Here is an 18,153-nt window from a genome sequence, read left to right as displayed (position 1 = left end):
TCACATCCACAGCGCGAGCCCAGCGCAGAGCGCCACGAGCGCCCCCAGCACCGCCCAGTCTACCGCTCGCATCGCAAGCTCGTTCATCCGCGTCCGACGTCGGCCGCTCGCGTAGCAGCGCGCTTCCATCGCAATCGCAAGCTCGTCTGCCCGACGGAAGAGGTTCACGAACAGCGGCACCAGCACCGGGACGAGGGCCCGGGCACGCTTGATCGGTCCGCCCTGGTCGAAGCGGGCACCGCGCGCTGCCTGGGCGAGCATGATCTGCTCCGCCTCGTACGCGGTGGTCGGTATGAACCGCAGCGCGATGGTCAGCATCATCGCGATGTCGCCGACCGGCACTTGGAACAGGGCAAGCGGGCGCATGAGCCGTTCGAGGCCGTCGGCGAGCGCGACGGGGCTCGTCGTCAGCGTGAGCATCGACGTCACCACCACGAGCAGCACGATCCGCAGAGCGAAGAAGGCGCCCGTCACCGCACCTGCCGGATCGAGCCACAGCGGACCAGCGTGCAAGACGCCCTCAGGAACGCTTCCCCAGCGGAGCGCGTGAGCGGCGAGCGTGATGGCGAGGATGAGCCCCACCGCCTTGATGCCGCGCAAGACGGAGCGCACAGGAAGCCTTGATGACCGCACGGCAAGCGCGAGCAGTGCGACGAGCACCAGGTACGCCTCGAAGCGGCCCACGCTGAACAGCGCGATGGTGACGAGCGCCACCGCTCCAAGCTTCGTGCGCGGGTCGAGACGGTGCACGACCGAGTCAGCAGGCACGTACTGTCCGATGCTCAGCACCTGCATCACGACCGCCGCCTCGCGTCGAGAAGCAGCCTGCCGACCTCCTCGGGCGTCGAGCCGACGCCTTTCAGGGGAGCGCCGCGCCGGAGCGCTTCGACCTGGATCCAGAGAAGCTCGGGCAACCGCAGCCCCGTCGCTTCGTAGCGCCCAGGCGCTCGCACCACGTCTTCGACGCTGCCCGAGAACACGACCCTGCCATCACGGAGGGCGACGATGCGGTCCGCGAGCGCAAGGAACGGATCGGGGTGGTGTGTGACCACCACGACGCCGTGCTCCTGACGCTCCCTGCGTATCAGGTCCACCACCGCACGACGCCCGGAGCCGTCCAGACCCACCGTCGGCTCATCGAACAGGAGATAGTCGGCGCCGAGCGCGAGCACTCCGGCGATGGCGACCCGCCGTGCTTCGCCACCGGAAAGAGAGAACGGAGAGCGCGCCCCGAACGCCTCCGGGTCGAGGCCGACCCGCGAAAGCGCGCGTTCGGCGACCTCGAGCGGTCGAGGAGCGCCCAGCATGCGCGGCCCGAACGCGACATCTTCCAGCACCGTCTCGCCGAACAGCTGCCGCTCCGGATTCTGGAAGACGATGCCGACCGCGCTCGCAGGTGGGTGAGGCAGCGGAGATCCGTCGATCGTCACGGACCCCTCACCGGGAGCGAGCAGGCCGGCGAGCACCTTGAGCAACGTCGACTTCCCGCTTCCGGTGACGCCGACGACCAGCACGACCTCGCCGCGTTCCACCTGCACGCTCACGCCGTCGAGCGCCCGCTGCTCGGCGACGGTGCCGCGGTTGTACGCGACAGCGATGTCGGCCGCGCTCAGACCCACAGCGCGTCCACCAACCTCGACGCGTCGGCCTCGAGCGGGACGTCGACGCCTCCGGCTGCGAGCATGCGCGCCACCTCAAGCGCCGGAGACGGCTGGACGTCGAGGGTCTGCATCGTCTCAGCGTCCTTCAGCAGCGACTCGGCGTCTTCGTCGTATACGACCTTGCCCTCGCGCAGCCCGATGACGCGGTCGCACAACGCGATCTCCGATGCATCGTGTGTGATGTGCACGATGGTGCGCCGTTGGCGATGGAAGCGTTCCATCGCGGCAAGCACGCTTTCGCGTCCAGCCGGATCCAGCATCGCGGTCGGCTCGTCCATCACCAGGTACGAAGGCTGCATCGCGAGCGCCCCCGCGATGGCCAGCCGTTGCTTCTGGCCTTCAGACAGGGTGTGCGGCTCGCGTCGCTCGAGGCCCTGGAGCCCCACCGCCTCGATCGCGGCGGCCACCCTGCGGCGGATCTCCTCCGAGGGCAGCGCCAGATTCTCGGGACCGAACGCGACGTCCTCCTCGACCGTAGCGCCCACGATCTGGTTGTCCGGGTTCTGCAGCACCAGCCCGACCGTCGCACGGACGACGTCGAGCGCGCTTTCGTCGGCCGTGTCGTGCCCGTCCACCAGCACTCGGCCCTGGCTCGGGAGAAGGATGCCGTTGCTGAGCAGCGCGATCGTGGACTTGCCGGACCCGTTGGGCCCCACGAGGGCAACTCGCTCCCCCTCGCTGATGCTCACGTCGACACCCGAGACGGCCGGCGGGCCATCGTCCCGGTACGAGAACGAGACTGCTTCGAAGACGATCACTTCGCTCCTTGCCGAATACGCAGCCGAGGGCCTCGGATCGAGCCGAGACCCTCGGGACGAGTGCATGCCCGGCGGGTCCGGGCCATTCAGCGCCTCAGTCGACGAGCTCGAGTATCACCATGGGCGCAGCGTCGCCCTTGCGCGGACCGATGCGGTAGATACGCGTGTATCCACCAGGGCGCTCCGCGTAGCGCGGCGCGATCTCGGCGAACACCTTGTGCACCAGCGCACGGTCCTTGAGCTCCGCCAGAGCGAGGCGGCGTGCGTGCAGATCGCCACGCTTGCCCCACCCGATGATCCTATCGACGAGTTCGCGCACCTCCTTGGCACGCGTCTCGGTGGTCTTGATGCGCTCGTGCGTCAGCAAGGCGATCGCCAGGCTCCGAAGCATCGCTTCGGTGTGGCTGGCATCGGTGCCGAGCTTCCGCCCCTTCTTCGCGTGTCTCATGTCCTGGTCACTCCTAGTCGGCAAGGCTCAGACCGATGGCCTGGAGCTTGTCTTTGACTTCCTCGATGGACTTCGCGCCGAAGTTCCTGATGTTCAAGAGGTCGGCCTCGCTGCACGCCACGAGCTGCCCGACTGTGTTGACGCCCTGGCGCTTCAGGCAGTTGTACGACCGCATAGAGAGATCGAGCTCCTCGATAGGCAGGTCGAGCTTGCTGTCGGACTCGCCCTTACCAGACGAGAAGATGCCCTCCTCCGGCATGTCTCCGCCTGCCTGTTCGACGAACAGGCGCATGTGCTCGGTGACGATGCGTGCCGCGCTGGCCACGGCTTCCGCCGGATCCACCGCGCCGTTCGTCTCGACCTCCAGGATGAGCTTGTCGTAGTCGGTGCGCTGACCGACACGCGTATTCTCGACGACGTACGCGCACCTCGCGACCGGGCTGAACAGCGAGTCGACGGTGATGACGCCGATGGGATCGTCGGCCCGCTTGTTGCGGTCGGCGCTCACGTAGCCTCTTCCGATGCCGATGCGGACGCTCATCTCGAGGCGAGCGCCCTTCTCAAGCGTCGCGATCGGATGCTCGGGATTCACGAGCTCGAACTCCGCTGGGACCTTGAGGTCGGCGCCGGTGACGGCCGCCGGTCCGGTGACGTCGAGCGTTGCCACGCCCTCGCCTGCGCCGATGCCGGTCGCGCGGAACACCAGGCCCTTGACGTTCAGGACGATGTCGGTGACGTCCTCGCGGACGCCGTCGATCGTCGCGAACTCGTGCTGCACGCCCTCGATGCGGATCGACGTGGCCGCCGCACCCTGAAGCGACGACAGCAGCACGCGACGCAACGAGTTGCCGAGCGTGTACCCGTACCCGCGCTCCAGCGGCTCGACGACGTAACGAGCGGTGCGCTCGTCGATGACGTCGACCGACACCTGGGGCCTCATGAAGTCTGTCATTGACTAAGCCTCCTTGGCTTCGATCAAGGCTCTACTTCGAGTACAGCTCGACGATGAGCTGCTCGCGGACGGGTGCATCGATCTGCTCGCGCGACGGAAGCGACAGGATCTTGCCCTGGAGCTTCTCCATGTCGACTTCGAGCCAGGCCGGGATCTCCATCTTCGACGACGAGATCAACGCGGCCTTGATGACGGTCAGGTCCTTCGCCTTCGGCGAGACGGCGATCGTCTGGCCGGGCTTTACCCGGTACGACGGGATGTCGACCCGGCGGCCATCGACGAGGAAGTGGCCGTGGCGCACCATCTGCCGTGCTTCATCGCGCGACGCGGCAAAGCCGAGGCGGTACACGACGTTGTCCAGCCGCGTCTCGAGCAGACGCAGCAGGTTCTCGCCCGTGATGCCCGGCATCCGCGTGGCAAGCTTGTAATAGTTCCGGAACTGCTTCTCGAGCAGCCCGTAGATGCGCTTCGCCTTCTGCTTCTCGCGGAGCTGCAGACGATATTCGCTGTCACGAGGGCGCTTCTTGCCCGCCATGCCCGGCGGGTACGGCCGGCGCTCCATGGCGCACTTGTCGCTGTAGCAGCGATCGCCCTTCAAGAAGAGCTTGATGCCTTCGCGGCGGCACAGCCTGCAGTCCGCCCCTGAGTAACGTGCCATAGCTCGTGGTCCTTCCGGTTATCAGACGCGCCGACGCTTGCGCGGTCGGCATCCGTTGTGCGGGACAGGGGTGCAGTCCTGGATGCTCGCGATCTCGAGCCCTGCGGCCTGCAGCGAGCGGATCGCGGTCTCCCGGCCGGAGCCCGGCCCCTTCACGAAGACCGAGACCTTGCGCATCCCGTGCTCCTGCGCGATCTTCGCGCAGGCCTCGGCCGCCAACTGCGCGGCGAACGGGGTCGACTTGCGGGAGCCCTTGAACCCGACCGTGCCTGCGGACTGCCAGGCGATCACGTTGCCCTGCGGGTCCGTGATGCTCACGATCGTGTTGTTGAACGTGCTCTTGATGTGGGCCTGGCCGACAGCGATGTTCTTGCGCTCGCTGCGCTTCAGCCTTGCCTTGACGTTCTTCTTCTTGGCCGCCATGGACTACTTGCCCTTCTTCTTCGCACCGATCTGACGCCGGGGACCCTTGCGCGTGCGCGCATTGGTGTGCGTCCGCTGGCCGCGCACGGGAAGGCCCTTGCGATGCCGCAGTCCCCGGTAGCACCCGATCTCCATCAGGCGCTTGATGTTCTGCCCGACCTCGCGGCGCAGGTCGCCCTCGACCTTCAGGTTCCGGTCGATGTACTCGCGAAGCCGGACGATCTCTTCTTCGGTGAGGTTCCGGACGCGGGTGTCCGGATTGACGCCGGTCTCACGGAGGATCTTCTGGCTGGTCGTGAGGCCGATGCCGTAGATGTAGGTCAACGCGATCTCGATGCGCTTCTCGCGCGGGAGGTCGACACCTTCGATACGTGCCACGTAGTCCTCCTACCTAACCTTGGCGCTGCTTGTGGCGAGGGTTCTCGCAGATCACCAGCACGCGGCCGTGCCGCTTGATGACCTTGCACTTCTCGCATATGCGCTTCACTGAGGGCCGTACCTTCATCGATGGTCCTTTCGGAACGTGCTCATCTCTATGTCCACACCCAGCCGCTGGTGCGTGTTTTCTTCTACACGGCTCCGGGCGTCTCGCGCACCGGACCGAGAACGGTCACTTGTACCGGTAGGTGATCCTGCCACGCGTCAGGTCGTACGGAGAAAGCTCGACGACGACCCTGTCCCCCGGGAGGATACGGATGTAGTGCATGCGCATCTTGCCTGAGATGTGCGCGAGGACCTTGTGGCCGTTGTCGAGCTCTACCCTGAACATGGCGTTCGGGAGCGGCTCGATGACCGTGCCCTCCATCTCTATGGCATCTTCGCGCTTCGCCAACTCATCCTCTCCTCATCGCCGAGAAGTCGCAAACGTGGAGTATAACCCACGCCACCCTGCTCAGTCCACCCGAATGTCTGCTTCTGCTATTCCAATGTCAGGACGACCGGGCCGTCCGCCGTTATCGCCACCGTGTGCTCGAAGTGCGCCGACAGGCTGCCATCTGCCGTCACCACCGTCCACCCGTCGTCGAGGGTGCGGACCGCGTACCCTCCTGCATTCACCATCGGCTCGATGGCGATGACCATGCCTGAGCGCAAAGGCAGACCGGTGCCTGCTCGCCCGAAGTTCGGCACCTGCGGCTCTTCGTGCATCGATCGCCCGACGCCGTGCCCGACGTACTCCCTCACCACCGAGAATCCGGCGTTCTCGACGACGCTCTGCACCGCACTGCCGATGTCGCCCAGCCGCATGCCGGGATGGCACCGAGCGATGCCGGCCTCCAAGGACTCCCGCGTGACGTCCATCAGCCGACGCGCCTCGTCCGAGACCTCCCCTGCAGGGAAGGTCATCGCGGCGTCGCCGTAGAAGCCGTCCACGATCACTCCGCAGTCGACCGACACGATGTCGCCCTCTTTGAGCCTCCGCTTCCCGGGGATGCCGTGAACGACCTCGTCATTCACGGACACGCACAGCGTTGCGGGAAAGCCGTGGTACCCGAGGAAGGCGGGCTTGCCGCCTTCCCGACGGATGTGCTCCGCCGCGATCTCGTCGAGCTGTCGAGTGGTGACGCCTGGCGCTACCGCTTCGCCGACGACACGCAACGCGCTCGCCGTGATGCGCCCTGCCTCACGCATCACCTCGATCTCCGCTGGCGACTTGAGCAGCATCAACGCGCAGCACTCTCCACGATCTCGCGGATCTGCGCGAACACGTCCTCGACAGACCGGTTGCCGTCAACGCGTCGGAGGAGGCCCTTCTTGCTGTAGTAATCGATGAGCGGGGCGGTCGAGCGCTCGTACACTGCGAGGCGATTGGTCACCGTCTCGACGGTGTCGTCGTCACGCTGGAAGAGCTCTCCGCCGCAGGCGGGACACACGCCGCTTGCCGTCTCCGGCTGCGCGAGCACGTTGTAGATGGCGCCGCACGCCTTGCAGGTCCGACGGGCCGTCAGGCGATCGATCAATGCCGAGCGGTCGACCTCGACGCTGATGACCGCATCGAGCTGCTTGCCGAGCGCTTCGAGCTCCTTGTCGAGCGCATCTGCCTGAGCGACGGTGCGCGGGAACCCGTCGAGGATGAAGCCAGCCGCCGTGTCAGGCTCCTGCAGACGCGCTTTCACGAGGCCGATGACGACGAGGTCCGGCACCAGCTCGCCCTTGTCCATGTAGGACTTGGCGGTCATGCCGAGCGGCGTGCCGGCGGCGACCGCTGCGCGCAGTATGTCGCCGGTCGAGATGTGTGCTAGGTGGTACGTCTCGACGAGCTTCGCCGCTTGCGTCCCTTTTCCGGCGCCGGGGGCGCCCAAGAGCATCAGGTTCACGTCCCCTACCCCTTCCTACTTGAAGAAGCCGTCGTAGTGCCGCATCCGAAGCTGGCTTTCCAGCTGCGTCATCGTCTCGAGCGCCACGCCCACCATGATGAGGAGCGACGTTCCGCCGAACACTCGAAGCAACGGTGAGGCCGTCGACTGGAACTGGAACACGAGCTGCGGACCCACCGCGATCGCAGCGAGGAAGAGCGCGCCTGGCAGCGTGATGCGGTTCAGCACGTTCTCGATGTACTGGGCGGTCTGCTTGCCCGGACGCACGCCAGGGATGAAGCCGCCGTTCTTCCGCAGGTTGTCAGCAAGCTCGATCGGGTTGAAGACGAGCGCCGTGTAGAAGTACGTGAAGAACACGATAAGCACGACGTACAGCGCGATGTTCAACCATCCCTGCGACAGCGCGGTGCCGAAGGACGCCAGCCACTTCACGGTCGGGAAGAAGCGCGCGATGGTCGCCGGGAATATCAGCACCGAGGACGCGAAGATGATGGGTATGACGTTCGCGCCGTTCACCTTGAGCGGGATGTAGGTGCCGGATCCGCCGTACACCTTCCGCCCCACCACGCGCTTCGCGTACTGCACCGGGATGCGCCGCTGTCCGCGCTCCATGAACACGACCGCGGCGATCACGAACACGAACACGATCAGCAGGAACGCCGTGAGGTACCACTCGTTGAGCTGCATGGCGTTGACGATCGTCACCGGGAACCGCGCGACGATGTTCGCGAAGATGAGGAGCGACATGCCGTTCCCGATGCCCCGCTGCGTGATGAGCTCGCCCAGCCACATGATGAACGCAGTGCCAGCGAGCAGCGAGATGATGATGACGATGCGGGTGAGCCAGTCGAAGCGCACGCCGATGCCGCCCTGCGAGACGTCGGCCTGGAAGATGCTCAGCAGACCGATCGACTCCAAGAAGCCGATGCCCAGCGTCAGATACCTCGTGACCTGGGTGATCCTGCGTTGACCGGCCTCGCCTTCCTTCGCCCACTGCTCGAGGGTGGGGATGACCGCCTGCAAGAGCTGCATGATGATCGATGCGGTGATGTAGGGCATGATGCCCAGCGCGAAGATGGCGAAGTTCTCCAGCGCGCCACCGGCGAAGAGGTTGAGCAGGTCGAGCGCCGCACCTGACTGGACGACCTCTTTGATCGCGGCGGGATCGACCCCCGGAACAGGGATGTGGGCACCCACACGGTAGACCGCGATGATGCCCAGCGTGAAGAGGATCTTCTTGCGGAGATCCGGGATCCTGAACGCGTTCGCAAGCGCCTCGATCACCGCTGCTCGACCGTCCCTCCAGCGGCCTCGATCTTCGCCTTCGCAGGCACCGAGACCTTATCGACGCGGACAGTCAGGGCCTTGGTGATCTCACCGTCGCCCAGCACCTTCACGGGGACGGTCTTCGACTTGATGACGCCCTTCGCAAACAGAGAGTCGACATCGACGACCTCGCCGGCCTCGTACAGCGCATCGAGGCGGGACACGTTCACCACCGCGTACTCCACGCGGTTCCGGTTCTTGAAGCCGGGCAGCTTCGGCAGACGCATGTGCAGCGGGTTCTGGCCGCCCTCGAACCCGGGGCCCTTGCCGCCGCCCGAACGCGACAGCTGGCCCTTGTCGCCGCGCCCGGACCGGCCGCCGTGGCCGCTTCCATGGCCGCGGCCGACGCGCTTCCGATCCTTACGCGAGCCGGGAGCCGGGAAAAGATCGTGGATCTGCATGGCTTCACTCCTTTGTTCGCTGCACGGGCATCGCCCGTCGCCGGCCGCTCGCCGCCGGCTGACTGTTGCTTGCTTCTGTTACTGCTCCTCGACCTTGACGAGGTGCTTGACTTTGAAGACCATGCCGCGGATCGCCGGTGTGTCAGGCTGCTCGACGGTCTGGTGCATGCGCTTCAGGCCGAGCGCTCGCACCGTGGCCTTCTGGTCCTGCGGCGCGCCGATCATGCTCTTGACAAGCGTGATCTTCAGCGTGCCGGGCTTCGTCGCCTTCGCCATCACTTGACCTCCAGACCGTACACTTCCGCGACCGTCTTGCCGCGCTTGCGCGCGACCTCCTCGGGGCTGCTGAGCTGCTTGAGCCCCTCCGCCGCAGCCTTGACCATGTTGAGCGCATTGTTGCTGCCGAGCGACTTGGACAGCACGTCCTTGACGCCGCCGAGCTCGAGCAGGGCGCGCACCGGTCCGCCTGCGATGACACCGGTACCGGGCGCTGCTGGCTTCAGCAGCACCTTGCCGGCTCCGAACTCGCCCAGCACCTCGTGCGGGATCGTGGTTCCGGACAGCGGGAAGGTGAACATGTTCTTCTTCGCGTCCTCGACACCCTTCTTGATCGCCACCGGCACCTCGGCGGACTTGCCCATGCCGACGCCGACGCGCCCATTGCCATCGCCGACGACGACGAGCGCCGTGAGCGAGAACCGACGGCCGCCCTTGACGACCTTCGCCACACGGTTGATGTAGACGACTTTCTCCTGAAGCTCCGATACTGGAGCCGCTTCGTGATCGCGAGCCATCAGCGCATCCTCCTAAAACGACAGGCCCGCATCACGGGCGCCATCTGCAAGTGCCTTGACACGGCCGTGGTACAGCCGGCCACCGCGGTCGAAGACGACCGCCGTGATGCCCTTCGCCACGGCCCGACGGCCAACGAGCTCGCCGACGGCTTTGGCCGCCTCGATGTTCGACCGGCTCTTGAGCACCGACTTCAGCTCCGGATCGAGCGTGGAGGCGGACACGAGCGTCGCACCCGCCTCGTCGTCGATGATCTGCGCGTAGATGTTCGCGTTCGAGCGGGTGATGCGCAGGCGTGGACGCGTGGCGGTGCCTGAGACCTTGCCCCGCACACGACGCTGGCGCCTCGCAAGCGCTGTCCTCTTCGCTTTGGTCTTGTCCATGTCTTTGAACCCTGCTTCCTCGATCCATCGCACCGGCCGCCGCCGGCGCGATCCCTGTCGCTACTTCGCCGCCTTGCCGAGCTTCCGGCGCACCTGCTCACCGGCGTACCGGACGCCCTTGCCCTTGTACGGCTCCGGCGGACGGATCTTGCGGATCTCGGCAGCGACCTGGCCGACACGCTGCTTATCGATGCCCTTCACCACGATCTTGGTTGGCGCAGGGACCTCGAACGTGATGCCTTCCTCTGGCGTGACGATCACCGGATGGCTGAACCCCAGGCTGAGATCGAGATCCGAGCCTTTGAGCGCGGCACGGTAGCCGACGCCCACGATCTCGAGCTCCTTTTGGAAGCCCTCCGAAACGCCCTTGACCATGTTCGCGATGAGCGTACGGGTCAGGCCGTGCAGCGAGCGATGCCTGCGCTCGTCGCTCGGACGCTTGACGACGATCGCGCCATCTTCGAGCTCGATGATCATGTCCTTGTCGAAGGTCTGGGTGAGCGTGCCCTTCGGACCCTTCACCGTGACCTCAGTGCCGTTGATAGCCACCTCGACCCCGGACGGGACCGGGATGGGCTGCTTGCCGATACGAGACACAGCTCCTCGCTCCTTTCAGTCCTGTCCGGTCACCAGATGTAGGCGATGACCTCGCCGCCGACACCAGCGGCGCGGGCCTGCTTGTCGGTCATGACGCCCCGCGAGGTCGAGATCACGGCGATGCCGAGACCGCCCAGCACGCGAGGCAGCTCGTCCTTCTTCGCGTACACGCGAAGACCCGGCTTGCTGATGCGGCGGATGCCGGTGATCACGCGCTGCTTCTTGGGGCCGTACTTGAGCGTTATCTGCAGCACGTCACGCGGCTCGCCAGGCTTCACCGCGTAGTCCGCGATGTAGCCCTCTTCCTTCATGATCCGCGCGATCTCGACCAGCTTCTTGGACGAGGGCATCTCGACCGTGCTCTGGTACGCGGTGTTCGCGTTCCGGATGCGGGTCAGCATGTCTGCGATAGGGTCTGTCATGCTCATCGGTTCGTCCTCCTGTTTTCGGACTCGTACGGTCCGCCGGTTCGCTGGTGCCCGTGGCCCCAGCGCCTCTCGGACCCTCGACGCACGGCCGGCCGACCTACCAGCTGGCCTTCTTCACGCCTGGCAGCTCGCCACGGCTGGCTAGCTCGCGCAAGCAGATGCGGCACAACCCGAACTGGCGGAAGTACCCGCGCGGACGGCCGCAGCGCACGCACCGGTTCACTGCGCGCACCGCGAACTTCGGCTTGCGCTTCGCCTTGGCGATCATCGACTTCTTTGCCACAGTTCGACCTCCTCGAACGGTCGGTCCGCGAAAGCGGCTCCGCTTGGTCTATCGCTTGAACGGGAATCCGAGCTCGTCGAGCAGGGCCCGGGCTTCCTCGTCAGTCTTCGCACTCGTGACGAACGTGATGTCCATGCCCCTGATGCGATCGACCTTGTCGTAGTCGATCTCGGGGAATATCAGCTGCTCGGTGATGCCGAGCGAGTAGTTGCCGCGACCGTCGAATGCATCCGCGCTGATGCCGCGGAAGTCGCGGATCCGTGGGAGCGCCGTCGACAGTAGCCGGTCGACGAACTCCCACATGCGGTCGCCGCGCAGCGTCACCTTCGCGCCGATCGCCATGCCTTGCCGCACTTTGAAGCCGGCGATCGACTTCTTGGCGCGCGTCACAGCAGGCTTCTGGCCCGTGATCAGCGCAAGGTCCTGCATCGCGGCCTCGAGCTGCTTGGGATCCTGCACCGCCGCGCCGACGCCCATGTTGACGACGACCTTCTCCAGCCGTGGCACCTGATGCACGTTCTCGCACCCGAGCCGCTCTTTGAGCGCGGGCACAATCTCGTTCAGGTACCGCTCCTTCAAACGTGGTGCCACGTGTCTCCTCCGATCCTGCGCCCGGCGGATTTCCGACCCGACGGGACTTTCGTCTCGATCGACTACTTGTCGATGTCCTTGCCGCACTTCTTGCACACCCGGATCCGGACGCCATCCTCGCGGCGCCGACCGACGCGGGTGGGCTGGCCGCAGTTCGGGCACACCAGCATCACGTTCGAGACGTGGATGGTGCCTTCCATCTCGACGATGCCGCCCTGCGGGTTGCGCTGCGATGGCCGAGTCGCCTTCTTGATCATGTGGACGTTCTCGACGACCACGCGCTGCTTCTCGGGATACGCGCGCAGCACCTTGCCTTCCTTGCCCTTGTCCTTGCCGGCGATGACGCGGACCTTGTCGCCCTTGCGGACAGTCATTGAGCTAGCCACGTACGTCACCTCCTAGAGGACTTCCGGCGCGAGCGAGACGATCTTCATGAACTTGCGATCGCGCAGCTCACGCGCAACCGGGCCGAAGATGCGCGTCCCACGCGGGTTGCCCTGGTTGTCGATGATGACGGCAGCGTTCTCATCGAACTTGATGTAGCTGCCGTCCGGCCTGCGGATCTCCTTCTTCGTGCGAACGACCACGGCCTTGACGACATCGCCCTTCTTGACGGTGCCGTTCGGAATGGCCTCTTTGACCGCGCACACGATCACGTCGCCGACGCTGGCATAACGCCGACGCGTGCCGCCGAGAACCTTGATGCACGCGACCTTGCGAGCGCCAGAGTTGTCGGCGACCTTGAGCCGTGTCTCTTGCTGGATCATCTCTATCCTCCGTTGAGCCTACCTGGTCGTCAGACGTGTCGCCTGAGAGGACCAGTGCTACTTGGCCTTCTCCACGATCTCGACGAGCCGCCACCTCTTCAGCTTCGACAGCGGCCGGGTCTCCATCACGCGGACGGTGTCGCCGACCTGCGCCTCGTTCGCCTCGTCGTGGACGTGGAGCTTCTTGCTGCGGGTGATCATCTTGCCGTAGAGCGGGTGCTTCTTCCGGTCCTCGACCATGACGACGCAGGTCTTGTCGCCAGAGATCGACACCACGACGCCTTGCCGCTCCTTGCGACGGTTACGCTCGGTAGTCATCCGTCATCCCTTCCTGCACGCTACGACGCCTGGCTGCGCGACGCCTCGATCTCGCGGGCGCGCAGCTCGGTGTGGAGGCGTGCGATGTCCTTCTTGACAGCACGGATGGCGTTGGGGTTGTCGAGGTTGCCCGTTGCGAGGCGGAACCGGAGGTTGAACAGCTCCGTGCGGGCCTGCTTCAGCTTCTCCAGGAGCTCCTGGTCGGCCAACGCCTTGATCTCGGACGCCTTCATCTATGCCTCACCGCCAGACTCGGCTCGTGTGACGAACTTGCACTTGATCGGCAGCTTTTGCGCAGCGAGCCGCAACGCCTCACGGGCGACCTCCTCGCTCACGCCAGCCACCTCGAACATGACCCTGCCGGGCTTGACCACGGCCACCCACTTCTCGGGGTTGCCCTTGCCGGAGCCCATACGAGTCTCAGCCGGCTTCTGCGTCACGGGCTTGTCCGGGAAGATGTTGATCCAGACCTTCCCGCCACGCTTCATGTAACGCGTCATCGCGATACGAGCGGCCTCGATCTGCCGGTTCGTGATCCACGCGGCCTCGAGCGCCTTCAGACCGTAGTCGCCGAAGTGCACCTGGGTCCCGCCCTTGGCTGCACCCTTCATGCTGCCGCGCTGGACCTTCCTATGCTTGACTCTCTTGGGAAGCAGCATCCTTAGCCTCTCCCTTCGCCCTCGCGACGACGGCCGCGCGGACGCTCCGAGCGTGGACGGCCGCCCGTAGGCTCCGCCAGGATCGGGTCGTCCGCGTCGCGGATGAAGTCACCGCGGTAGATCCACACCTTCACACCGATGACGCCGAACGTCGTGACCGCGTCGGCCTGGCCGTAGTCGATCTTCGCGCGCAGCGTGTGCAGCGGCACGCGGCCCTCGCGGTACCATTCACGGCGCCCCATCTCAGCGCCACCAAGCCGACCCGAGCACTGGATGCGCACGCCCTTAGCGCCGCTCTTCATCGCGGCCGTCACTGCCTTCTTCATCGCGCGGCGGAACGACACGCGAGCGACGAGCTGCTCGGCGATGCTCTGCGCGACGAGCGTGGCATCGAGTTCCGGCCGCTTGATCTCCACGATCTCGACCGCGACGGGGCGCCCGATGAGCTGCTCGAGCTGCTTGCGCAGCACGTCGACCTCGGCGCCCTTCTTGCCGATGACGATGCCGGGTCGCGCCGTCCAGAGCTTGACGATGACCTTGTCGCCCTTGCGCTCGATGTCGATCCGCGACAACGCGGCACGCTCAAGACGCTTGTTCAGGTACTTCCTGATGGCGAGGTCCTCTGCCAGGGCCTTGTCGTAGCCCTTGCTCTCGAACCAGCGCGAGCGCCAGTCCTCAGTGATGCCGAGCCTGAGCCCGATGGGATAGACCTTCTGCCCCATGGCGCTAGGCCTCCTCTCGCTGCTTCACGACCACCGTGATGTGGCTGGTCCGCTTGTTGATCCGGTACGCCATGCCGCGTGCGCGAGGCCGGATGCGCTTCAGGGTCGGACCCTCGTCGACGTAGGCCTCTGCAACGTACAGGGTCTCAGGCCGCACTTTGTGCTGTTGCACGGCGTTCGAGGCCGCGCTGTGCACGACCTTGCCGACGACCTCGGCGACCGCCCTGTCGCTGAACTTCAGGATGGCCTCCGCCTCGGGCACGCTCTTGCCGCGCACGAGGTCGACGACGAGCCGTGCCTTGCGGGGACTCACCCTCACGTATCTCGCTACTGCTTTCGATTCCATCTGCTTGAACCTCCGACGACGACCGGCTGGCACGCCCTGCGTGCCGAACCGGGCTTTTCACGACGCCCGGCTACCGCCGGCCCTTCTTCCGATCCTCAGCGTGTCCACGGAACGTGCGGGTCGGAGCGAACTCACCCAGCTTGTGGCCGACCATCGACTCCGTGATGTACACGGGGACGTGCTTGCGCCCGTCGTGCACCGCGATGGTGTGACCGACCATCTCGGGGAAGATGGTCGATGCGCGGGACCAGGTCTTGACGACCTTCTTCTCGCCGGCCTCGTTCATGGCGTGGATGCGCTGGAGGAGTCGAGGCTCGACGTAGGGACCCTTCTTCAGGCTTCTGCTCACTTCAAGCTCCTTTACGCGCTACTTCTTCCGGCGACGGATGATCATCTTGTCAGACGCTTTGTGCTTCTTGCGCGTCCGGTGGCCCTTGGTCGGCACACCCCACGGCGAGACCGGGTGCCGGCCGGCCGACTTGTTCTTGCCTTCGCCGCCGCCGTGCGGGTGGTCGACCGGGTTCATCGCCGTACCACGGACAGAGGGGCGGATGCCCATCCACCGAGCGCGGCCTGCCTTCCCGATCGAGATGCCTTCGTGCTCGGCGTTCCCGACCACGCCGACGGTCGCACGGCACTTGAGAGGCACCATGCGCATCTCCGAAGACGGCATCCTTAGGATGGCGAAGGGACCTTCTTTCGCCATGAGCTGCGCGCTCGTGCCCGCCGAGCGAGCGATGGCTGCCCCACGACCGGGCTGCAGCTCGATCGCGTGCACCACCGTGCCGGTGGGGATGTTCTCGAGCGGCAGAGCATTCCCAGGCCGGATGTCGGCCTCGGGGCCTGACATCACGGTGTCGCCGACGTTGAGCTTCTGCGGCGCCAGGATGTAACGCTTCTCGCCATCTGCATAGTGCAGCAGCGCGATGCGTGCAGAGCGGTTGGGGTCGTACTCGATCGACGCGACCTTGGCGGGCACGCCGTCCTTATCGCGCTTGAAGTCGATCTTGCGGTAACGCCGCTTGTGGCCGCCGCCCTGGTGACGCGTGGTGATGCGGCCGTTGTTGTTGCGGCCGCCCTTCTTGTGCAGCGGCTCGAGCAGCGACTTCTCCGGCTCGGTCTTCGTGATGTCAGCGAAGTCCGAGACCGTCTGGAAGCGCCGCCCAGGCGACGTCGGCTTGTACTTCTTCAGTCCCATGTCCTCTCCTTCCGTCCGATTGCCGGGCCGCCGGGACTCGGCGCGACTGCGCCTGCGGCTCGACGCCGGACTCTCCCACGGTGCCGGGCGGCTCCATCACCGGAGCTCGCGCCGGTCTGTGCCTCGCGGGAACCCTACTGGTTCCCGAACAGGTCGATCGTGTCGCCCGCCTTCAGCGTGACGACGGCCTTCTTCCACGAGCGCGTGTAGCCCTTGTTGTAGCGCACGCGCCTCGGCTTACCCGGGACGTTCATCGTGTTCACGTCAGTCACCGTCACGCCGAAGATCTCTTCGACGGCGCGCGCGATCTCGGGCTTGCTCGCGCGCTTGTCCACCTCGAAGGTGTACCGGTTCTGCTCCATCATCCCGTACGACTTCTCCGAGACGATCGGCCGTATGATCAGGCTTCGAGCGTCCTTCATCACTTCAGCACTCCTTCGAGCCACTCGAGCGCCGGCTTCGTGAACAGCAGCGCAGTGTTGTCGACCAGGTCGTACGTGTTCGCCTCGCTCGCCGTGATGACCCGGACCTTCGGCAGGTTGCGTAGCGACAGGATCGCGTTCACGTCATCGTTCGCGACCACGACGGTGCACCTGCCTGTGATACCGAGTTTCTCGAGCACCGCAGCGGCCTGCTTGGTCGACGGCTCGGCGAAGCCGAAGCCCTCGATGACGTACAAGACGCCTTCCGCGTGCTTCGCCGACAGCGCGCTGCGCATCGCCAGCTTCACGACCTTGTTCGGCACCTTGAACGCGTAGCTGCGCGGCGTCGGACCGAACACCACGCCGCCGCCCTTCCACTGCGGCGCACGGATGGTGCCCTGGCGGGCACGGCCGGTGCCCTTCTGCCGCCACGGCTTGCGGCCACCGCCGCTCACCTCGCTGCGGCCCTTGGTGTCGTGCGTGCCCTGCCGGCGAGCGGCGAGCTGGCTCCGCACCACCTGGTGCATCGCGAACGTGTTCGGCTCGATAGCGAACACGGCGTCGGAGACGTCTGCCGTCCCGACCTTCTTGCCGTTCGCGTCTTTGACTTCGATCGTTGCCATCATCAACTCCTCGCACAAGCCAGCGCGTCGCGCTAGGCGAGCCGGATCATCAGCAGGCCGTTCTTGCCACCGGGCACAGCGCCCTTCACGAGCAGCAGGTTCTGCTCGGTGTCGACCTTGACCACTTCGAGGTTCCGGACGGTCACGGTCTCAGAGCCCATGTGGCCCGGAAGCCCCAGGCCCTTCAGGACGCGAGAGGGGCTCGCGCACTGGCCGATCGAACCCGGCTCGCGATGGAAGTGCGAGCCGTGGCCGCCTGGGCCGCCGCGGAAGTTGTGGCGCTTCATGACCCCCTGGAAGCCCTTGCCCTTGCTGGTACCCGTGATGTGCACGCGCGAACCGGGCTCGAAGGCCTCGACCGTGATCGTGTCGCCCACCTTGGTCTGCGCGGCCTCGGCCTCGTCCAGCCGAACCTCGGCCAGGTGCCGCTTCGGAGCGACGCCGGCCTTCTTGAAGTGACCGGCCATCGGCTTGTTGACGCGCGATTCCTTCACGTCGCCGAAGCCGATCTGGATCGCGGCGTACCCGTCACGGTCCTTCGTGCGCACCTGGGTGACCACGCACGGACCGGCCTCGATGACGGTGACCGGGATCAAGCGGTCGCCCTCGCCCCAGACCTGGGTCATCCCCAGCTTCCTGCCTAGTATCGCTCGTGCCATCTTCGACTCACCTTCTCGTCTCTTCGGTCATGGGACCCTGCGGCGCTCAGTGCCTTCCCAGCGGACCGGCCACACGCGTCCCCGCACGCGCGGAGACACGCCTTGCTACAGCTTGATCTCGATGTGAACACCGGCCGGCAAGTCCAGCCGCATCAACGAGTCGACGGTCTTCGGTGTCGGCTCGAGGATGTCGATGAGGCGCTTGTGCGTCTTCATCTCGAACTGCTCGCGGCTGTCCTTGTTCACGTGCGGCGAACGGATCACGCAGTACAGGCTCCGCTCGGTCGGCAGCGGGATGGGACCCGCGACCTTGGCGCCGGTCTTCTGCGCGGTCTCGACGATGAGCTTCGTGGACTGGTCCACGATCTCGTGGTCGTACGCCTTCAGCCGGATGCGTATCTTCTGGTTGGCCAACTCTCAACC

At 65.7% G+C, this 18,153-nt stretch carries 34 protein-coding genes; all 34 read right to left on the bottom strand.

All coding sequences use genetic code 11. The annotated features are described in order from the left end of the window. Nucleotides 1-795 (bottom strand): energy-coupling factor transporter transmembrane component T family protein, encoded by a 795-nt coding sequence (locus MX659_RS03005; RefSeq protein ID WP_267192492.1) that lies wholly within the window; start codon nt 793-795, stop codon nt 1-3. Further along, nucleotides 795-1,619: an ATP-binding cassette domain-containing protein gene (locus MX659_RS03000; RefSeq protein ID WP_267191990.1), complete on the bottom strand. Its 825-nt coding sequence runs from the start codon at nt 1,617-1,619 to the stop codon at nt 795-797. Before MX659_RS03000 ends, MX659_RS03005 begins: the two co-directional genes overlap by 1 nt. Then, on the bottom strand, nt 1,610-2,419 hold the full coding sequence (locus MX659_RS02995) for an ATP-binding cassette domain-containing protein (RefSeq protein WP_267191989.1): 810 nt from the start codon (nt 2,417-2,419) through the stop codon (nt 1,610-1,612). Before MX659_RS02995 ends, MX659_RS03000 begins: the two co-directional genes overlap by 10 nt. A 94-nt stretch (nt 2,420-2,513) precedes the next feature. Continuing rightward, nucleotides 2,514-2,867, bottom strand: coding sequence for a 50S ribosomal protein L17 (rplQ, locus tag MX659_RS02990; protein ID WP_267191988.1), 354 nt, complete (start codon nt 2,865-2,867; stop codon nt 2,514-2,516). Between the two features lie 13 nt (nt 2,868-2,880). Beyond that, the gene (locus MX659_RS02985) at nt 2,881-3,819 is read right to left on the bottom strand and encodes a DNA-directed RNA polymerase subunit alpha (protein ID WP_267191987.1); all 939 of its coding nucleotides are present in this window, start codon (nt 3,817-3,819) and stop codon (nt 2,881-2,883) included. A 31-nt stretch (nt 3,820-3,850) separates the two neighbouring features. Further along, nucleotides 3,851-4,477 (bottom strand): 30S ribosomal protein S4, encoded by a 627-nt coding sequence (rpsD, locus tag MX659_RS02980; protein ID WP_267191986.1) that lies wholly within the window; start codon nt 4,475-4,477, stop codon nt 3,851-3,853. A 21-nt stretch (nt 4,478-4,498) separates the two neighbouring features. Further along, nucleotides 4,499-4,900 carry a 30S ribosomal protein S11 gene (gene rpsK / locus MX659_RS02975; RefSeq protein WP_267191985.1) on the bottom strand — a complete coding sequence of 134 codons (402 nt, stop codon included), beginning with the start codon at nt 4,898-4,900 and terminating at the stop codon, nt 4,499-4,501. A 3-nt stretch (nt 4,901-4,903) separates the two neighbouring features. Next, nucleotides 4,904-5,278 (bottom strand): 30S ribosomal protein S13, encoded by a 375-nt coding sequence (gene rpsM / locus MX659_RS02970; protein WP_267191984.1) that lies wholly within the window; start codon nt 5,276-5,278, stop codon nt 4,904-4,906. A gap of 13 nt (nt 5,279-5,291) precedes the next feature. Next, the gene (rpmJ, locus tag MX659_RS02965; protein ID WP_267191983.1) at nt 5,292-5,405 is read right to left on the bottom strand and encodes a 50S ribosomal protein L36; all 114 of its coding nucleotides are present in this window, start codon (nt 5,403-5,405) and stop codon (nt 5,292-5,294) included. A 105-nt stretch (nt 5,406-5,510) separates the two neighbouring features. Next, nucleotides 5,511-5,732 (bottom strand): translation initiation factor IF-1, encoded by a 222-nt coding sequence (infA, locus tag MX659_RS02960; protein WP_267191982.1) that lies wholly within the window; start codon nt 5,730-5,732, stop codon nt 5,511-5,513. Between the two features lie 86 nt (nt 5,733-5,818). Beyond that, a complete protein-coding gene (gene map, locus MX659_RS02955; protein ID WP_267191981.1) occupies nt 5,819-6,565 on the bottom strand; it encodes a type I methionyl aminopeptidase in 747 nt (248 codons plus the stop codon). Next, entirely contained in the window at nt 6,562-7,215 is a 654-nt protein-coding gene (locus MX659_RS02950) for an adenylate kinase (protein ID WP_267191980.1), read from the bottom strand. Before MX659_RS02950 ends, map begins: the two co-directional genes overlap by 4 nt. 15 nt (nt 7,216-7,230) lie before the next feature. Beyond that, a complete protein-coding gene (secY, locus tag MX659_RS02945) occupies nt 7,231-8,499 on the bottom strand; it encodes a preprotein translocase subunit SecY (RefSeq protein ID WP_267191979.1) in 1,269 nt (422 codons plus the stop codon). After that, on the bottom strand, nt 8,496-8,942 hold the full coding sequence (gene rplO, locus MX659_RS02940; protein ID WP_267191978.1) for a 50S ribosomal protein L15: 447 nt from the start codon (nt 8,940-8,942) through the stop codon (nt 8,496-8,498). The genes secY and rplO overlap by 4 nt, the downstream gene beginning before the upstream one ends. Nucleotides 8,943-9,020: 78 nt before the next feature. Next, nucleotides 9,021-9,218: a 50S ribosomal protein L30 gene (gene rpmD, locus MX659_RS02935; protein WP_267191977.1), complete on the bottom strand. Its 198-nt coding sequence runs from the start codon at nt 9,216-9,218 to the stop codon at nt 9,021-9,023. Further along, the gene (rpsE, locus tag MX659_RS02930) at nt 9,218-9,736 is read right to left on the bottom strand and encodes a 30S ribosomal protein S5 (protein ID WP_267191976.1); all 519 of its coding nucleotides are present in this window, start codon (nt 9,734-9,736) and stop codon (nt 9,218-9,220) included. Before rpsE ends, rpmD begins: the two co-directional genes overlap by 1 nt. A 12-nt stretch (nt 9,737-9,748) precedes the next feature. Further along, nucleotides 9,749-10,117, bottom strand: a complete 369-nt coding sequence (gene rplR, locus MX659_RS02925; RefSeq protein WP_267191975.1) for a 50S ribosomal protein L18 — start codon at nt 10,115-10,117, stop codon at nt 9,749-9,751. Nucleotides 10,118-10,177: 60 nt separating this feature from the next. Beyond that, nucleotides 10,178-10,714, bottom strand: a complete 537-nt coding sequence (gene rplF, locus MX659_RS02920) for a 50S ribosomal protein L6 (RefSeq protein ID WP_267191974.1) — start codon at nt 10,712-10,714, stop codon at nt 10,178-10,180. Nucleotides 10,715-10,743: 29 nt separating this feature from the next. After that, nucleotides 10,744-11,142, bottom strand: a complete 399-nt coding sequence (gene rpsH / locus MX659_RS02915; RefSeq protein ID WP_267191973.1) for a 30S ribosomal protein S8 — start codon at nt 11,140-11,142, stop codon at nt 10,744-10,746. A 97-nt stretch (nt 11,143-11,239) separates the two neighbouring features. Then, nucleotides 11,240-11,425 carry a type Z 30S ribosomal protein S14 gene (locus tag MX659_RS02910; RefSeq protein ID WP_267191972.1) on the bottom strand — a complete coding sequence of 62 codons (186 nt, stop codon included), beginning with the start codon at nt 11,423-11,425 and terminating at the stop codon, nt 11,240-11,242. Nucleotides 11,426-11,473: 48 nt separating this feature from the next. Next, nucleotides 11,474-12,016 (bottom strand): 50S ribosomal protein L5, encoded by a 543-nt coding sequence (gene rplE / locus MX659_RS02905; protein WP_267191971.1) that lies wholly within the window; start codon nt 12,014-12,016, stop codon nt 11,474-11,476. A gap of 62 nt (nt 12,017-12,078) precedes the next feature. Next, nucleotides 12,079-12,390 carry a 50S ribosomal protein L24 gene (gene rplX / locus MX659_RS02900; protein WP_267192491.1) on the bottom strand — a complete coding sequence of 104 codons (312 nt, stop codon included), beginning with the start codon at nt 12,388-12,390 and terminating at the stop codon, nt 12,079-12,081. A gap of 24 nt (nt 12,391-12,414) precedes the next feature. Next, a complete protein-coding gene (rplN, locus tag MX659_RS02895; protein WP_267191970.1) occupies nt 12,415-12,783 on the bottom strand; it encodes a 50S ribosomal protein L14 in 369 nt (122 codons plus the stop codon). Between the two features lie 57 nt (nt 12,784-12,840). Continuing rightward, nucleotides 12,841-13,101 (bottom strand): 30S ribosomal protein S17, encoded by a 261-nt coding sequence (rpsQ, locus tag MX659_RS02890; RefSeq protein WP_267191969.1) that lies wholly within the window; start codon nt 13,099-13,101, stop codon nt 12,841-12,843. A gap of 20 nt (nt 13,102-13,121) precedes the next feature. Next, nucleotides 13,122-13,334 (bottom strand): 50S ribosomal protein L29, encoded by a 213-nt coding sequence (rpmC, locus tag MX659_RS02885; protein ID WP_267191968.1) that lies wholly within the window; start codon nt 13,332-13,334, stop codon nt 13,122-13,124. Continuing rightward, entirely contained in the window at nt 13,335-13,760 is a 426-nt protein-coding gene (gene rplP, locus MX659_RS02880) for a 50S ribosomal protein L16 (protein WP_267191967.1), read from the bottom strand. A gap of 2 nt (nt 13,761-13,762) precedes the next feature. After that, on the bottom strand, nt 13,763-14,482 hold the full coding sequence (gene rpsC, locus MX659_RS02875; RefSeq protein ID WP_267191966.1) for a 30S ribosomal protein S3: 720 nt from the start codon (nt 14,480-14,482) through the stop codon (nt 13,763-13,765). 4 nt (nt 14,483-14,486) lie between these two features. Beyond that, nucleotides 14,487-14,828, bottom strand: a complete 342-nt coding sequence (rplV, locus tag MX659_RS02870; protein WP_267191965.1) for a 50S ribosomal protein L22 — start codon at nt 14,826-14,828, stop codon at nt 14,487-14,489. A 70-nt stretch (nt 14,829-14,898) separates the two neighbouring features. Further along, on the bottom strand, nt 14,899-15,177 hold the full coding sequence (rpsS, locus tag MX659_RS02865) for a 30S ribosomal protein S19 (protein WP_267191964.1): 279 nt from the start codon (nt 15,175-15,177) through the stop codon (nt 14,899-14,901). Between the two features lie 18 nt (nt 15,178-15,195). Then, the gene (gene rplB, locus MX659_RS02860; RefSeq protein ID WP_267191963.1) at nt 15,196-16,026 is read right to left on the bottom strand and encodes a 50S ribosomal protein L2; all 831 of its coding nucleotides are present in this window, start codon (nt 16,024-16,026) and stop codon (nt 15,196-15,198) included. Between the two features lie 134 nt (nt 16,027-16,160). Beyond that, complete coding sequence (gene rplW / locus MX659_RS02855; RefSeq protein WP_267191962.1) at nt 16,161-16,448, bottom strand: 50S ribosomal protein L23; 288 nt, start codon at nt 16,446-16,448, stop codon at nt 16,161-16,163. Further along, a complete protein-coding gene (gene rplD / locus MX659_RS02850; protein ID WP_267191961.1) occupies nt 16,448-17,071 on the bottom strand; it encodes a 50S ribosomal protein L4 in 624 nt (207 codons plus the stop codon). Before rplD ends, rplW begins: the two co-directional genes overlap by 1 nt. Before the next feature lie 32 nt (nt 17,072-17,103). Then, complete coding sequence (gene rplC, locus MX659_RS02845; protein ID WP_267191960.1) at nt 17,104-17,730, bottom strand: 50S ribosomal protein L3; 627 nt, start codon at nt 17,728-17,730, stop codon at nt 17,104-17,106. Nucleotides 17,731-17,835: 105 nt separating this feature from the next. Beyond that, nucleotides 17,836-18,144: a 30S ribosomal protein S10 gene (gene rpsJ, locus MX659_RS02840; RefSeq protein ID WP_267191959.1), complete on the bottom strand. Its 309-nt coding sequence runs from the start codon at nt 18,142-18,144 to the stop codon at nt 17,836-17,838. Nucleotides 18,145-18,153 lie beyond the last annotated feature (9 nt).

This window comes from Parvivirga hydrogeniphila, from assembly GCF_023371205.1.
GTDB classification, from domain to species: Bacteria; Actinomycetota; Coriobacteriia; order Anaerosomatales; family Anaerosomataceae; genus Parvivirga; species Parvivirga hydrogeniphila.
Note: the sequence above shows the minus strand (reverse complement) of the source record. Positions and strands in the feature narration are given on the sequence as shown.

Coding starts and splice junctions, on each gene's coding strand:
- rplC (WP_267191960.1), bottom strand. CDS start 17,730: ATGGCACGAGCGATACTAGGCAGGAAGCTGGGGATGACCCAGGTCTGG.
- MX659_RS03005 (WP_267192492.1), bottom strand. CDS start 795: ATGCAGGTGCTGAGCATCGGACAGTACGTGCCTGCTGACTCGGTCGTG.
- rpsQ (WP_267191969.1), bottom strand. CDS start 13,101: ATGACTACCGAGCGTAACCGTCGCAAGGAGCGGCAAGGCGTCGTGGTG.
- rplB (WP_267191963.1), bottom strand. CDS start 16,026: ATGGGACTGAAGAAGTACAAGCCGACGTCGCCTGGGCGGCGCTTCCAG.
- rpsH (WP_267191973.1), bottom strand. CDS start 11,142: ATGAGCATGACAGACCCTATCGCAGACATGCTGACCCGCATCCGGAAC.
- MX659_RS02985 (WP_267191987.1), bottom strand. CDS start 3,819: ATGACAGACTTCATGAGGCCCCAGGTGTCGGTCGACGTCATCGACGAG.
- rplP (WP_267191967.1), bottom strand. CDS start 13,760: ATGCTGCTTCCCAAGAGAGTCAAGCATAGGAAGGTCCAGCGCGGCAGC.
- rplD (WP_267191961.1), bottom strand. CDS start 17,071: ATGGCAACGATCGAAGTCAAAGACGCGAACGGCAAGAAGGTCGGGACG.
- rplW (WP_267191962.1), bottom strand. CDS start 16,448: ATGAAGGACGCTCGAAGCCTGATCATACGGCCGATCGTCTCGGAGAAG.
- rplV (WP_267191965.1), bottom strand. CDS start 14,828: ATGGAATCGAAAGCAGTAGCGAGATACGTGAGGGTGAGTCCCCGCAAG.
- rpsE (WP_267191976.1), bottom strand. CDS start 9,736: ATGGCTCGCGATCACGAAGCGGCTCCAGTATCGGAGCTTCAGGAGAAA.
- rpmJ (WP_267191983.1), bottom strand. CDS start 5,405: ATGAAGGTACGGCCCTCAGTGAAGCGCATATGCGAGAAGTGCAAGGTC.
- rpmD (WP_267191977.1), bottom strand. CDS start 9,218: ATGGCGAAGGCGACGAAGCCCGGCACGCTGAAGATCACGCTTGTCAAG.
- rplN (WP_267191970.1), bottom strand. CDS start 12,783: ATGATCCAGCAAGAGACACGGCTCAAGGTCGCCGACAACTCTGGCGCT.
- rpsK (WP_267191985.1), bottom strand. CDS start 4,900: ATGGCGGCCAAGAAGAAGAACGTCAAGGCAAGGCTGAAGCGCAGCGAG.
- rplQ (WP_267191988.1), bottom strand. CDS start 2,867: ATGAGACACGCGAAGAAGGGGCGGAAGCTCGGCACCGATGCCAGCCAC.
- rpmC (WP_267191968.1), bottom strand. CDS start 13,334: ATGAAGGCGTCCGAGATCAAGGCGTTGGCCGACCAGGAGCTCCTGGAG.
- rpsD (WP_267191986.1), bottom strand. CDS start 4,477: ATGGCACGTTACTCAGGGGCGGACTGCAGGCTGTGCCGCCGCGAAGGC.
- rplR (WP_267191975.1), bottom strand. CDS start 10,117: ATGGACAAGACCAAAGCGAAGAGGACAGCGCTTGCGAGGCGCCAGCGT.
- rpsC (WP_267191966.1), bottom strand. CDS start 14,482: ATGGGGCAGAAGGTCTATCCCATCGGGCTCAGGCTCGGCATCACTGAG.
- rplO (WP_267191978.1), bottom strand. CDS start 8,942: ATGCAGATCCACGATCTTTTCCCGGCTCCCGGCTCGCGTAAGGATCGG.
- rplX (WP_267192491.1), bottom strand. CDS start 12,390: ATGACTGTCCGCAAGGGCGACAAGGTCCGCGTCATCGCCGGCAAGGAC.